Annotated in this window: 9 protein-coding genes; 6 read left to right on the forward strand and 3 right to left on the reverse strand. The window is 43.1% G+C overall.

Annotated features, from left to right (window positions below; all coding sequences use genetic code 11):
• Positions 1-53: 53 nt before the first annotated feature.
• Positions 54-815 carry a hypothetical protein gene (locus tag FTV29_RS00610; RefSeq protein WP_005095093.1) on the reverse strand — a complete coding sequence of 254 codons (762 nt, stop codon included), beginning with the start codon at positions 813-815 and terminating at the stop codon, positions 54-56.
• Positions 816-1,225: 410 nt separating this feature from the next.
• Positions 1,226-4,717 carry a PAS domain-containing hybrid sensor histidine kinase/response regulator gene (locus FTV29_RS00615; RefSeq protein WP_100356969.1) on the reverse strand — a complete coding sequence of 1,164 codons (3,492 nt, stop codon included), beginning with the start codon at positions 4,715-4,717 and terminating at the stop codon, positions 1,226-1,228.
• Between the two features lie 181 nt (positions 4,718-4,898).
• Here FTV29_RS00615 and FTV29_RS00620 point away from each other — a divergent pair, with 181 nt between their 5' ends.
• The 4 genes from FTV29_RS00620 to FTV29_RS00635 all read left to right on the forward strand — a co-directional run bounded on the left by FTV29_RS00620 (position 4,899) and on the right by FTV29_RS00635 (position 10,034).
• Positions 4,899-5,231: a DUF485 domain-containing protein gene (locus FTV29_RS00620; RefSeq protein WP_005095096.1), complete on the forward strand. Its 333-nt coding sequence runs from the start codon at positions 4,899-4,901 to the stop codon at positions 5,229-5,231.
• 1 nt (position 5,232) lies between these two features.
• Positions 5,233-6,939, forward strand: a complete 1,707-nt coding sequence (locus tag FTV29_RS00625) for a cation acetate symporter (protein ID WP_005173198.1) — start codon at positions 5,233-5,235, stop codon at positions 6,937-6,939.
• Between the two features lie 230 nt (positions 6,940-7,169).
• Positions 7,170-7,886: a two pore domain potassium channel family protein gene (locus FTV29_RS00630; protein ID WP_180074944.1), complete on the forward strand. Its 717-nt coding sequence runs from the start codon at positions 7,170-7,172 to the stop codon at positions 7,884-7,886.
• 177 nt (positions 7,887-8,063) lie between these two features.
• A complete protein-coding gene (locus FTV29_RS00635; protein ID WP_180074945.1) occupies positions 8,064-10,034 on the forward strand; it encodes a choline BCCT transporter BetT in 1,971 nt (656 codons plus the stop codon).
• 82 nt (positions 10,035-10,116) lie between these two features.
• Here the strand turns inward: FTV29_RS00635 and omp33-36 are convergent, their stop codons facing one another.
• A complete protein-coding gene (omp33-36, locus tag FTV29_RS00640; protein ID WP_257224393.1) occupies positions 10,117-11,025 on the reverse strand; it encodes a porin Omp33-36 in 909 nt (302 codons plus the stop codon).
• A gap of 1,113 nt (positions 11,026-12,138) precedes the next feature.
• Here omp33-36 and FTV29_RS00645 point away from each other — a divergent pair.
• Together FTV29_RS00645 and FTV29_RS00650 are read left to right on the forward strand one after the other, a co-directional pair.
• A complete protein-coding gene (locus tag FTV29_RS00645; protein ID WP_180074946.1) occupies positions 12,139-13,845 on the forward strand; it encodes a diguanylate cyclase in 1,707 nt (568 codons plus the stop codon).
• 37 nt (positions 13,846-13,882) lie between these two features.
• On the forward strand, positions 13,883-15,523 hold the full coding sequence (locus FTV29_RS00650; RefSeq protein ID WP_180074947.1) for a P-loop NTPase fold protein: 1,641 nt from the start codon (positions 13,883-13,885) through the stop codon (positions 15,521-15,523).
• The last annotated feature ends 16 nt before the right edge of the window (positions 15,524-15,539 follow it).

The raw sequence follows: 15,539 nt of genomic DNA on the forward strand, positions 1-15,539 counted from the left end.
GACCTCCCTGGAGGTCTTTTTTATCTGAATAATTCAGTGAAAAAGCATGCATATTAAGCAATATAATCCTGCTTGCGGGTGAAATCATCGCAGAATAACGGATTTAAAGCACATTGCAATTCATCGATCTGATCTTCGGTGACATAACCCTTGGATTTCAGATATTCTGCCACGCGATCATCTCGCAGGCTCAGGAAAGTCGCATCATAAACGCCCAGATCGACAAAGAGTGCAGCCGTTTCCAGACTGTTAAAACGGTCCAGATAGACTTCATTGTCATACATCAGGAAGATGTGATCATCGCGCGTGTTCGGATCGACATGTAAACGCTGCGCCAGCTCATGCGGGCAGGTTTTGATAAATAGTAAATCAGACAGCTCGTCAAACTGGCTGGTATCCAGACAGTTGTCTTCGTTTTTGACTTTACCCAACCAGGCCTTAAACACCAGGACGGCACCACCACGCAGCAACATGCTCCAGATCTGATGACGAGTTTGCGCCGGCAGATCCGCTGTTTCAGCTTCTAAAGACTGAAGCAGTTTGTCTTCCTGCTCGGCAATCCGTTCAAACAGACCCAGTCCTTGCGGCTTGTAAGCATAAGGTTCAAAGACATCAAAATGTAATTCATCAAAAACTTGCAGTGCCAGCGGGACTGCACTCTGATACAGCGTTTCCAGCGCCTGATACTGGGCATCATTCAGCTTGCTGTATTTAAAGATCTGTGCCCAGTCAATGCTTGGCAATAAGGCATTGGCGCCATATTGACGGTGGAACTGCTGGGCCTGATTCAGGCCATGGTTTTGATCTATGTTCATGTAAAGAACTCCGATATGCAGAAAGATCAGCTACCCAAATAATCAAGGCATGTATGAGATGGAAACTGATCGTTTCTTATTCCTCTATTTTTAGAGCCAAGCATAGCTGATAAAAAATACGACTAAAGTTATAGTGCTGGAAAATTACTCTTCAATTATGAGTTAAAACAAATAGATAATTAATTGTAAATAAGTGTACTGCTGTACAGGTACAGATTGGTCATTTTTTGCCATGGTGAATTAGAAAATGAACATTTTGGTCAATTTATTCGGCTGTATTTTCGGCATATTTGCTGCTTTTAGCACATTAGAATAAATTTTATGCAAGCTAGGTAATTTTCTGTGGCAGTTGAGTATAAAAAATGCCCATTTTAAGCTTTAAAATGGGCATTCATGAATGCAATACAATCTTAGGAATCAGAAATTTTCAGTCCGGATAACCATGATCGTAAGGATGCAGGTTTCAGTGGTTTTTTCAGCAATACAATATTCAGCTCTTTCAGGCGCTGTGGCAATTCCGGATCGGAATCGGCAGTAATCAGCGCCACCGGAACATCATTGCGGCGCTGTTCCAGAATAAAGTCTAAACCGATCTTGTTCTGATTGAGATGCTGATCGACCAGCCAGACCTGAATATTTTCCTGCTGAATCAGCCTCAATGCCTGCTCTGGTTCGGTGGCTTTAAAGACTTGATAACCCCATTTGCTCAACAAGGTCGCCATCCCTTCCAGAATGGTTTCATCATTATCCAGACACAGGATTTTAAACGCCTTGGTTTTTAGTGGTACGGCCTGAACAGGTGCATCGACGACTTTGGGTGCTGCAATGACAGGCACTTCAATCATAAAACAGGAGCCTTTTCCCAGCGCCGAATACACATGCACAGGATAATCCAGCATGCTGGTCATGCGTTGCACGATGGCCAGACCCAGTCCAAGGCCCTGTTCACCCCATGGAGAGGTATGGCCGCAACGTTCAAACTCCTGAAACAGCTTGATACGTTGTTCTTCGGCAATCCCCGGTCCGGTATCCCAGACGCCAATGCGGATATGATTCGGTTTGGTACTGGAGCGTAAGACACCGACCATCACTTTACCTTTGGCGGTATAACGCAGCGCATTACTGACAAAGTTCTGGATAATCCGGCGAATCCATTGTGGATCGGTATCAATCCAGAACTGCGCATCATGCACACTGAATTGAATGCCACGTTGTGCCGCAATGGATTTAAACTGCAGTTCCAGATCACTGAGCAGGTCATGTAGCGGATAGGCCTGACGTTTCGGCTGAATGGTACCGCCTTCCAGTCGGGCAATATCCAGTAGCGCAGACAGCATGCTTTCTGCGCCATGCAAGGCACGATCCAGTTGCTGCAAGGTCTTGCGGTCTTCGTCATTTTGTACACTTTGTTCCAAGGCAGTACTGAACAGACGCGCCGCATGCATCGGCTGCAACAGGTCATGACTGGCGGCGGCAATAAAGCGGCTTTTCGACATATTGGCTTTGTCGGCCTGTTCACGCGCCAGTTGCTGTTCGGACAAGGCATCGGCCAGCTGTTGAGTACGATCCTGAACCCGGGCTTCCAAGACGGCTTCATTTTCACGGAAGGCAGTAATATCGGCGAAAGTGGTAACGAAACCACCCCCTTCGATCGGATTACCACGCATCTGAATGACCCGGCCATCTTTACGAATCCGTTCAAATTCATGGGCACTGCCGACCTGCATCCAGTGAATCCGCTTGCGGACATGTTCTTCGACCGAACCTGGTCCACATTCACCACGCTCGGCGTTATAACGGATCAGATCCGCGATTGGACAGCCGACATAGACAATATCGGTCGGATAATCGAACAGTTTTAAATACTGATTGTTCCAGGCCACCAGACACATGTTTTCATCGACTACGCTGACCCCTTGGGTCATGTGATCAATCATGGTCATGATCAGATTCTGGTTAAAACGTTGCCATTGCGAGGCCTGATCGAGAATATTGGCGACCTGACCCAAGGCCAGACCATTATTGACCATGGCCGTGGTCAGCAGGGTACGGGCCGAAGCTGCCCCGATGGTGCCGGCCAGATATTGTTCGGTAAAACGCCACCACATGCCATTGGCGCTGCTGTTTTCATTCAGTTCGACACTGTTTTGGGTGCAAAATTGCTGAAAAGCGCGTGTGGTCGGTCCTTCACCGGTAATCCGTTTGGCCAGGGTAATCAGATCGCCAACTTTTAAACGGGCCACATCCTGATGCGAATAACTGACTTCAGTTGAGGGACTCTGCGATGGCAGTGGCTTGGTTTCATAATAGAAGAAACTTTCAGCCTGAATCTGTTCGGCAATACTCGGACGAAAAATCCGCGAAACCCAAATATATAGGATTGTATTCAGGCCCAGTGCCCAGACCACCCCATGCGTCAGCGGATCAAACGATTCGAAACCGATCAGCGCTTCAGGACGTAACCAGTTCCAGCCAAAAGGGCCGTTAGTGAGCAGACTTTGGCTAAAGCGGTGATAGGCTTCTGGCAGGCTGCGCAGAATGGTGGGAAACAGCAGGGTATAGGACCACAAGGCAAAACCGGTCAACAGACCCACATATACGCCCTGCTTACTACCACCGCGCCAGTACAGGCCACCGATCAGGGCAGGGGCGAATTGTGCTACCGCACTAAAGGCCAACAGGCCAAAAACAGAAAGCTGATCAATATCATTAAAGAAGTTGAAGAACAGGAAGCCCATTAACATCACGCCCAGAATACAGATCCGGCGGGTAAATTTCAGTACCAGCGGCAAGCGTTTATCATGTCGGGAAATCAGTTTCAAACGCCATAGCGCTGGCATAATCAGATCATTACTGAGCATGATGGAAAGTGCCACAGAAGACACCAGCAGCATCCCGGTAGATGCGGAAAAGCCGCCCAAGAATGCCAATAAAGTGAGCCAGTCCTGATTATAGCTGAGGGGTAAGGACAGGACCGCCACATCTGGAATTGCCAGATATTGCGGCGCCGCATGCAATGCCCAGCTGGCAATCGGAATAATCGCCAGCGTGGTCAGAATCAGATAAACCGCAAACCAGCGCCGTGCACCGCGGATATGTTTTTCATCACGCAGCTCCACCACTGCCACATGGAACTGGCGTGGCAGGCAGATAACTGCCAGGGCTGCCAGCAAGGTCTGAACCCAGAAACTTTGCGGAACCCCAAACAGCTGGACATCACGGAAGGTGGTACTGATATCTGTGCTGATCTGTGCCATATTTCCTGGTGCTTCAAACATAAAGAAACAGGCGACTGCCAGCAGGGCAAAGAGCTTGACAAAGGATTCAAAGGCCACGGCCAGCATCAGACCGCCATGCTGTTCAGTATTGGCAATCTGCCGGGTGCCAAAGATCATCGCCAGAATGGCCAGTACACCGGTCAAAAACAGCACCCCATTGGTGGTGTTGGCAATTCCGGCAGATGGTTCCAGAATGACTGCGGCACTCAGGGCAATGGCGCGTAGCTGTAAAGCCAGATAAGGCACAATCGCGACCACTGCCAGAATGGTGACCAGCGATGCCAGCGGGCCACTTTTACCATAGCGCGCCGCGACAAAGTCCGCGATTGAGGAAATCGCATGATGCTGTCGTACCCGTCCTAATCGGCGCCAGATATCATAACCGACGGCAACGAATAACAGCGGGCCAAGATAGATCGGCAGGAAAATAATGCCTTCCCGTACTGCAGCGCCGGTAGCGCCATAAAAGGTCCAGGATGAACAGTACACCCCTAAAGTTAAACTAAACAATAGCATGCGCCCACGGGTACTCAGCCGGCTGGCATGTTTTTCCCCGTAAAAAGCGCAGATAAAGAGCAATGCGATATAGAGGGCAAGTACCCCTATGATGAGCCAACTGTTCATATAGCCTGATGTGTGCTGAGCATGCCGCTATGATAGCGCATCATGAACGCTGCAGTTTAAATTGGTCATTTTTTAACGACCAAAGTCTAAATTACAAGAACATAGGATTCTTGTTAAGTTGTAATAGTGATAATTCGAATTAAAAATAGTCAGCCCATGGTTGGGCTACAGGAGTGTAACTATGGATGAGGCACAAGTAGATCGAATTCTACAAAATCCAAAATTCAAAGAAATGGTCCGCAAGAAAAGTATGCTGAGCTGGACCTTAACCGGCATTATGCTATTTGTCTATGTGGGTTTCATGTTGCTGGTCGGCTACAATAAAGAGTTTTTATTGTCTTCGCTTTCAGGTGGTGTAACGACTTGGGGGATACCGCTGGGTCTGAGCATCATTGTCTTGTCATTCATTTTGTGTGGCGTGTATTCCTATATTGCAAATAACACTCTCGACCAACTGACGGCAGAAGCCATACGTGAAGTAGAAGCAATTGCTCATGAAAAAGGACCACATTAAGATGAAATGGAATTCTCTTATCGCCCTTGCTGCAACCACAATGACCTCAGGTCTGGCCCTGGCTGGACCTGATCTGGGTGCAGCAGAACAGCAGGCAACCAACTGGCCTGCGATTATCATGTTCCTGATTTTTGTTGGGGCAACATTGCTTATTACCAAATGGGCAGCCAAACAAACCACCAGTACCAAAGACTTCTATACGGCCGGTGGCGGTATTTCCGGTTTTCAGAATGGCCTGGCGATTGCCGGTGACTATATGTCAGCAGCTTCTTTCCTGGGTATTTCCGCGATGGTATTCCTGTCTGGGTTTGATGGCTTGCTTTACTCACTCGGCTTTATGGTCGGCTGGCCGATCGTATTGTTCCTGGTCGCAGAGCGTTTGCGTAACCTGGGTAAATATAACCTGTCAGACGTGGTTTCTTTCCGTTTGCAGGAGAAACCGGTACGTACTCTGGCTGCTTTAAGTTCACTGGTTGTGGTGGCGTTCTACCTGATTGCACAGATGGTGGGTGCAGGTCAGCTGATCAAACTTCTATTCGGTCTGAACTATAACATTGCAGTCGTGATTGTTGGCTTGTTGATGATGGCTTATGTCATCTTCGGTGGTATGTTGGCAACCACTTGGGTACAGATCATCAAGGCAGTAATGTTGCTGTCTGGTGCGACCTTTATGGCATTCATGGTCATGAAAGGCGTGGGCTTCAGCTTTACCAACATGTTTGAACAGGCAATTGGTGTCTACTCAAAAGTACATGATTTAAGCCTGACAGATGCCACCAAGATCATGGGTCCGGGTAGTCTGGCGTCTAATCCGATTGATGCGATCTCTTTAGGTCTGGCATTGATGTTTGGTACTGCGGGTCTTCCACATATTTTAATGCGTTTCTTTACGGTAAAAGATGCCAAAGAAGCGCGTAAATCAGTCGTAGTTGCGACAGGTTTTATTGGTTATTTCTACCTGCTCACCTTCATCATTGGTTTCGGTGCGATTCTGTATGTATCGAACAACCCGCAATTCCTTGATGTTGCGAAAATGGCATTGACTGGCAAGCTGGAGCTGGTTGGTGGTAATAACATGGCTGCGGTGCACTTGTCTGATGCAGTGGGCGGTGATCTGTTCATGGGCTTCATTTCTGCAGTTGCATTTGCCACGATTCTTGCGGTCGTTGCTGGTTTGACTCTGTCAGGTGCTTCAGCAATTTCGCATGACTTGTATGCCAACGTCTTGAAAAAAGGCCAAACCACGCCTGAATCTGAACTACGTATGTCTAAAATCGCGACTTTAGGTCTTGCGATCTTCGCGATGATTCTCGGTATTCTGTTCGAGAAACAAAACGTAGCGTTCATGGTAGGTCTGGCATTCTCGGTTGCGGCATGTGCCAACTTCCCGGTGCTGGTGCTGTCTATGTTCTGGAAAGGCTTGACGACACGCGGTGCAGTGATTGGCGGTGTTGCTGGTCTGGTAACCGCAGTAACATTAATTGTGCTTTCTAAAGCAGTATGGGTCGACACCTTGGGTATTTCGGATACGCCGGTGAACCCGTTCAATGGCCCTGCAATTTTTGCGATGCCATTGTCATTCCTTTGCTGCTGGTTGTTCTCTGTGACAGATAATTCAGCACAGGCTCAAGCAGAACGCAAAGCCTTTGATGCTCAGTTTGTACGTTCACAAACCGGTATCGGTATCTCAGGAGCATCAGATCACTAAGATTTGATATCCTATAAAAAAAAGTCCCGTAAGGGACTTTTTTTTATGCCCTTATGCTCCAAATTTTTTAGAGCAAGCGCCGTACTGAATTTGGGTGCGCTAGATTTTGCTTTGATTTTTTCAATCTTTGCATACAAATCGTACAGCTATATACTGCTTTAATCATGCTATGTTAAGCCTGATAAAATAACAATACATGCGTGCATGACTAGACAAACAAGAAGGGCAGTATGAAGCAATCTTTGCAGCAGTTCTGGCACAGCTTTACCCATCTGCCCTCAGCATGGCTGCTTTGTTTGCAATTGCTGATTTTGATCTTGTCCATGTTGAGTTATGAAAACCTGCCCTATCGAGCAGTCACCTGGATGCTCGGTGTCCTGGTGTTACTGGTCATTGCCAAGGTCATTCGCCAGACGCCGATGTTTACCATTTTAGGACTCAGCTTTGTGGCCGGCGCAATTCTATTTTCTTCACTGATTGTTTTGGGCCTGCGCTATACCTGGGTCTATGTGACGGCGAATCTGTTTGAAGCCAGTGCATATTTTAGTGCTGCTTATGGCCTGTTGCGTTATATGTTTCATGACCGCTATCTTACCAAAGATGAACTCTTTGCAGCTGGAGCGGTATTTACCTTACTGGCCTGGGGCTTTGCTTTTCTTTATAGTATCTGCCAGTTATGGGTGCCTTACAGCTTTTCAGATCCTGACTTGCAAGCCCATCAGCCTTGGTTGGATTTGATCTTTCTCAGCTTTAGTGTCCAGTCCGCCACGGGCTTGTCGGATGTGATGCCGGTCAGTCCGCTGGCACGGATGCTGGCAATTATCCAGATGTTTGTCGGGGTGATGTATTTGGCCCTGATTGTTTCTCGCCTGATTGCCTTACATTATATTTCCCATCTGCCTAAACAAAATAGTGCAGAAAATCAACATAGAAGTCCGGATGAGTAAGAGACAACCCTTGGAATGATCGGGTTACAGTAACTTCACTGCTTTATTCGTCTTTACATTTTAAAATGTTGAAAATCAAACGTATCTATTACAGCAGTAAATTCTGCGAGATCGTTTGTACTTGTCAATAATGATGTAAGCCTCACGGCAATTCAATTTATTAAAAATGGGGGATGTATGCCTTCCACAAAACCATCTTGGTTTGCCAATATCAATCCAAATGTTTTTATTAGTACCGTCACGATTATTGCGATTTTCTTAGCTTTAGTCGTCTTTGCACCAGATGCTTTTTCACTGCTGACCCAGCAAATAAACCAGTGGATTACCAATTCCTTTAGCTGGTTCTATGTATTGTCAGTGGCATTATTTCTGATTATTCTGATTTATATTGCCCTGTCAGACATGGGTAAAATCAAACTGGGGCCTGATCATAGTCAGCCTAAATATAGCAGTACCTCCTGGTTTGCGATGTTATTCACTGCAGGCATGGGCATCGGACTAATGTTCTTTGGTGTGGCCGAGCCGGTAATGCATTATGTCACGCCACCTGCCGGTGAACCGGAAACTGTACTGGCTGCACAACAATCTATGCGGGTCACCTTTTTCCACTGGGGCCTGCATGCCTGGGCTATTTATACGCTCGTCGGTTTGTCGCTGGCTTATTTTGCTTACCGGCATCAATTGCCTTTAAAAATCCGTTCGGCCTTGTATCCGCTGATTGGTCAAAAGATCTATGGCCCAATTGGAGATGGCGTCGATACCTTTGCCACCATTGGTACGGTATTTGGTGTGGCCACCACGCTTGGTTTCGGGGTGACCCAAATCAATTCAGGTTTGAACTATTTGTTTGGCATTGAACAGGCACCCAGTACTCAGGTCATTTTGATCATTGTCGTGAGTGCCATGGCAGCGACTTCCGTATTTTTTGGATTAGACAAAGGAATTAAACGTTTATCTGAACTAAATTTGGTACTTGCACTGCTGTTGCTGATTTTTGTCTTTGTGGCAGGTCCGAGTATTTATCTGTTACAGACGACTATTCAGAATGCCGGCCAGTATGTCTCTAATCTGTTTAGTATGACCTTTAATCTGTATGCCTACCAGCCAAGTGGCTGGATTGGGGGCTGGACCATCATGTACTGGGCCTGGTGGATTTCCTGGTCGCCATTTGTCGGGATGTTTATTGCCCGGGTCTCGGAAGGGCGCAGTATTCGTGAATTTATCGTGGGTGTATTGCTGATTCCAACTGGATTTACCTTGATCTGGATGGGCTTTATGGGCAATGCCGCACTGTACAGCATTATGCACGAAGCTAATACCAGCTTGCTAGAAGCAGTTCAGCGTGATTCATCTGTGGCTCTATTCGAATTTTTAGCTAATCTACCCTTCAGTTCAGTGACCAGTATCATTGCGACTTTACTGGTGATGCTGTTCTTTGTGACTTCTGCCGATTCAGGAGCATTGGTGACTGATTATCTGACAGCGAAAAGTGAAAATTCACCGACCTGGCAGCGTCTGTTCTGGACAGTGCTCATGGCTTTACTGGCTATCATCCTATTACTGGCGGGTGGCTTAGAGGCACTGCAATCGGCCACGATTATGAGCGCCTTGCCATTTACCTTCATTATGCTGCTGATCTGTTGGGGTCTCATCAAAGCCTTGCATCTGGATGTCACCAAAATGCATGCACTGCAAGCAGCACGCATTACCCCACGTGCGATTCAGAATCCACGCAGCTGGCAGCAGCGACTGGGCCTGATTATGCATTATCCGCATACTGAAAAAGAGGTACAGGATTATATTAGGAGCACAGTCAACAAGGCATTTATCAGTTTTAAAAGTGAGCTGAAGCGGCGTCAACTCCAGGTGAGTATTAGTGCACTCGAACATGGAATACAGCTTCGTGTTGATCATCAGGATGAAATCAATTTTATCTATCAGGTCAATGCCACCCAGACTTTAAGTCCAAGCTTTATGTCTGAACTGGAGAATGCGGGCGTAGATTCCTATCAGGCAGAAGTCTTTTTAAGAGAAGGCGGGCAGGGCTATGATGTGATGGAATGGACGCAGGAAGATCTGCTCCAGGATATTATTGATCAATATGAGCGACATTTGCACTTTTTAAGTCTGGTGCGTACACCAGAATAAGCGTATCTAAATCTGAAAATCAAGCAATAATAAAAAAGGACGCATCAAGCGTCCTTTTTTCTATTCAGCATCTAATTAAAAATTAGAAACGGAATTTAGCATTTACGCCAACAGTTTGTGTGTCTAAAGCAACTGCATCTTCTTCAGCAGCTTTAACAGCTTCAAAGTTAGCATTTACATAGCTAGCGCCAACAGAGACAGCTGGAGTAACGAAGTAGTTTACGTTTGCGCCCCAAGCTTTATCTGGAGAATCGTTGTAGCTAGATTCCATATAAGATGCGCCAACGCTTAACTTAGGTGTTAAGAAAAGATCAGTTTTTAGGTTATAAGCAGTATCACGACCATAGACTAAACCAGTTTCAAAACCGATAGCCATATTTGTACCGTCAATTGCGCCTACGTATTTAGTACGAGCAGTAATAGCATCTTTTTTATCAGCGATTGTTACTGCTTCTAAGCCTGCTTTAGCAACGCCGTTTGAAACAATATTGAATGCATCTAAAGAAGCTTGATCAGCAACGCTGGTATAACCCACAGCAACCAAGAAGTTAGGGATCAATAATGCACCAAGTTCTAATGCATAACGGTCGCCATTGTCATCTGCTTCACCAGCTTTATTATCAACAATTGTATGGCTATAAGAAGCGCTTGCATATGCAGGAACAAATTTAGTTGGAATGTAAGCTTCAGCTTTAGCACCATACGCATGAACTACTGCACGCTCACCATCTTCTTTAGTTTCGCCATAGCTATACGCTAGAGCAACATTAGATGCTTGGTTTAGGAAAGCAGCTTCAGCTAAAGGACCTTTAGACGCATCTACATCTTTAAAGTAATAAGTACCTTGAACAGCACCAGTGAAGTCTTTGTCATTTGCAGTGTTATCGATGTACTCTGACTGACCTTGAACTTCGAATTGATATGCTTGAGCACCGGTCATCGCTAATAATACAGCAGTGGCTAAACCTAGTTTTTTCATGATATTTACCATTTTGTTACAAAAGATGTACAACATAGAACGTATTGTATTGTAACAATTTATTAAGTCAATCCGCTTTGAATTTAGTATTTTTTCGTCTTAAAATAATGTATTAGTTTTGTGTAATATTCATCTATTTAGCTTGAAATTGAATTTTATGTAAAATTTGTTTTATAACAAAAAGCTAGAGCTTAAAAATAGAACACTACGTCAAAGATTAAGAAGAAAATGTGTGGATATTATTATTCATTAATTAAATTGATTATTGATTTTTTATTGTAAAATTCAATTTATGTTTTAAGGATAAATTCATAAATATGTCAAAAAATATAAGATGAATTATATAATTCATCACGCTTTATTATAAATTGTACAAATTTAATGCAGAATTCCTCTAGAATTGTAATAGGTGTCTCTTTTTTGAACCAAAATGTGATGCTTTTTAATCTCGACTAGGCCAATCGGCTTTACATTGTTAATAGATTTTTACATAATATCAGTATCAGGTTAAAGTTCATGTTTCATTATGATTTAACGTGATTCTCCATAATTTTTTTATTGGCCCAGCTTTCCCCAAGGTTGGGCTTTTTTTTATCCGCATTTTTTATTTACTTTCTATTCATCTTCTAAGATAGAAACTGTTCTGTAGCAATGAACTTCAGCAATAAAAATAGTAAAAATAAAGCACTAAAATGGTGCATATTAATTCATTAATAGATGACCTAAAAATATAAGCACTAAAAAAAACCCCAGTTTTCATAGAAAACTGGGGTTTTTTCGCCAAAATTTGCGGGTAAACTAAAATATCTGCTGAGGAATAATTTAACTCGCCCTAATGCGGTGCATTATGCACCCAATTGTTGCATGTGTAAATAGTGCGGAAAGCAAGTTTTGATATTTTTTTAATGCTTAAAAAGTCCTGTATTTGTGTCGTATTTTGTGTAGGGTAAAACTCATAAAACTTTAGCCTGAATTTAAAAAGTAGCGCTTTTAAAAATTAAAATCAAAAAAATATAGAAAAAACATTAACTAAGTTGAATTCCCTACTTTAAGAGTATTTCATTTTATTTGTATAATAATCGCTCTATACAGCATTCTTTTGGCATTGGGGCGTAATAAAACAGCATGAACACCTTACGCTCAGGCTGGATCAGTAAACGTTTATACTGGGCTATGTCGATCATTATTTTAAGTTTGCTTTGTATCTGCATTCCCTTGATTGTCAGTAGTGGTCAAAATTATTTAAAATCGGTACAGACCTATCAACAGTTAGATGCACTACAACAGGTCGCTGATCTGGCCAATCGAATCTCCCGTGAGCGTGCTCCTGCCAATAAAGCCATGTCCAGTTCGGCAGAAGATTTTGCGCAGCATCAACAAGAATTAATGATTTACCGTCAGCAGGTGGATCGGCAATTGTCCCAGACCGCGGATGTCTTGACGGAGGTCGGGTTTAACAACCTGAGTCAGCAACTTTCACAGCTTGAAAATAGTTTGAAAAAAGGACGTGCACAGGTTGATGCCTATACCCGGATGCCACGTCAGCAACGCAGTGCGCAAGAGCTTGATCAGGCAATTCTGGCCATGTTTGCTGCCTGGGAAAGTTGCCGTGAACTTTTGCGTGACGTGGCGGTGGCTTCAGATAGCTCGTCCACCCCTCTGAATAACTATATCAGCCAGATTCTATTTTTATCTGATTTGCGCGATCAGGCGGGGCGGGTTGCCTCGTCCGTCATGGCGCATGTGACATTTGAAACGCCGCTCCCGACTGAAAATATTACCCGCTCTTTACAGACCCAACATCAGGTACGTTATTTGTGGGCCTTGATTGATACCATTCAACCTGTTCAAGATAAGACTGAGGAATTCATCCGTTTACATCGGCGGGTAGAAACGGAGTTTATTCAGCAGGGCTTACCCATTGTGAGTGAGCTGATCAGTGACAGTCTGGAACAACGTGACTACCGTTTGAGCGGAACAGAGCTGACTGAAGCCATTGTCGATAAATTTGCGACTGTGGTGGATCTGCAAACTTACCTGCTGCAATACAGCAGAGATGCGGCTATTCAAGAAATGAACAGCAATATGCAGCGTTTGATCTGGAGTGTACTGGTATCGCTGATTTCATTACTGACCGCGATTTCAACCATGATTTTTGCACGTAAACAGGTTTTTCTGCCGCTGATTCAGGCACGCCGCATGTTGTTGAGTTTGTCTAAAAACTCGGGTCGTCAGAAAATTGATATGCGGCTGCGTGAAGTGAATCATTCTGATTCTTTATTCGCTGCCATTCAGAAATTGCAACAGATGTTGCAAGAACGTGATGCGCTGGAATTCCGGTTAAAGAATATTGCCCATTCCGATTCTTTGACCGGATTATCTAACCGTTTCGCGCTGGAAGAATATATCCGCTTTATGGAAAATCAGCCGGGCCAATTGAGCCAAACCTGTTTGATGATTATTGATATTGATCATTTTAAACAGGTGAATGATCAATATGGGCATATTATTGGCGATCAGGTGATTCAACTGGTGGCCGAGCGTTTACAGGCCAATGTCCGTGCTACAGATTTGCTGGTGCGTTATGGGGGCGATGAATTTCTGGTACTGATTGAAAATATCCAGATGCAGCAGGCACTGATTGTGGCCGATAAAATCCGCGCTGAAGTGGCTGAGCGCCATATTGTGACTGCAGCAGGAGACGAGATTCAGGTTTCGGTCAGTATCGGGGTTGCCATTGGTGCCGTCTCCTGGATGGCTTTATTGTCAAATGCAGATGATGCTTTGTTTGCCGCAAAGGCCAAAGGACGCAATGCAGTGGCAGAAGTTTAAATTTAAGTCAATTTATTACTTTTAGATGCTAATAAAGATGAAACCAGAACAAAGATTAGAGCAAATATTTAGAGAAAATGATAATAAAGGTATGGCTATCGCTATTACTGGATCTTGGGGAGTAGGTAAAACTTTCTTTTGGAATGAGTTTAAAGAAAATTATCAACTTAAAAAGAAATATGTGTATGTTTCTTTATTTGGGTTGGAGTCCTTAAGTGACTTAAAAACTCATATCTATAGTCATATTGAAAATAATAGCTCTGCCATTGAAATTCCTCGATGGATAAGAGGGCTACCATCTATTTTAAAAGATACAAAAATATCTCAGTTTGGTATCAGCTCTTCAGCAAAAATATTTGATAGTTTAATGTTTAATCAAGTGAAAGATGCCATTATCTGCTTTGATGATTTTGAACGTATGTCGAATAAACTTGATATTAAAGATGTAATGGGTCTAGCGAACCAATTGAAATTGGAACGTAACTGCCAAGTAGTTTTGATTTTAGATGAGTCAAAAACTGAGAGTGAAAATAAGAAAAAATATGCTGCGTACAAAGAAAAGTTAATTGATGAAGAAGTTAAAATTAATTCTGTAGAACCTTTAATTCGTGCAAATACAAAAGATATAGATACACCATTAGTTGATTTAATGGTCAAATTTTCAAATGAATTAGAGATTCATAATTTTCGATTTTTCCAAAAAGTTATTAAATTATATGGACAATTTATACAACAACTGCCAAAAGAAGTTGCATATTCAACAAAAGAAATTATTTTGATAAGAATTTTGCAAGGATATTTAATTGAGGATTATGGGGAAATATTCAATATTCAATGGTCAGGTTTGTCCTTTGCGAAAACTCTTCAACGTAAGGCCGAAGCATCAAAAGATGATGTTAGCTTAATTAATCCTATATTACAGAAGTTAGGAACAATTTCTCATAAGTTAACTCTGGCTGAAGATGAATGGGCAATTCAATTCAAAAAATGGTTTGAACAGAATGATATTATAAATTTTGATAAGCTAAAAAATTTGGCAAATTCTGATTTAATTTCAGAAGAAAATAATATTTTGAAGGAGGAGTTCTTTAAACTTTCCTTCGAGTTTTGGAATTACCAATGTAATGAAACTTTTATTCAAAGATTTTTTGAAGCAAGTATGAAAAATATTGGATTACAGAATTTAGGGAATTTAAACTTTGCTATAAGTGTTTTAGAAAAGCTAAATGCTACCGAATATGTGACTCAACTTGAAGAAAAAGTAAAACTATGGATTCAGAATAAGCTTCAACAAGATACTAAATCATTTCGAGGGATAAATGCTTTTGGTCAAGGAGACCATCGTTTTTCTAATTATATTGACAATTACCTTATTCAAAATCCAAAAATTGGATTACCCTCTGTTGTTGATTCTATTTATGCTCGGTTTATTAATCAGCAATGGTCAGATGAGCATGAATTAGTTATTTCTAAATTAAGTAAAGAAGAAATGAAGCATTTTATTGAAGTTGGTTTCTTTGCCGATGACAGATTTAGACATATGACTATTGCTTCTATAGTCAAAAATTTTCATGGTAATTTAAAACATATCGTTAAAGAAGTTTTAGATGAAAGACGTACTCAGTCTGAATTTCATGATAGATATATTGACTTCTTAATTTCTGATTTTGAGAAATAAAAAGGGCTCTTATGAG

Origin of the sequence: Acinetobacter sp. YH12254, from assembly GCF_013417415.1 — a bacterium.
In the GTDB taxonomy this organism is placed as follows: Bacteria; Pseudomonadota; Gammaproteobacteria; order Pseudomonadales; family Moraxellaceae; genus Acinetobacter; species Acinetobacter pseudolwoffii.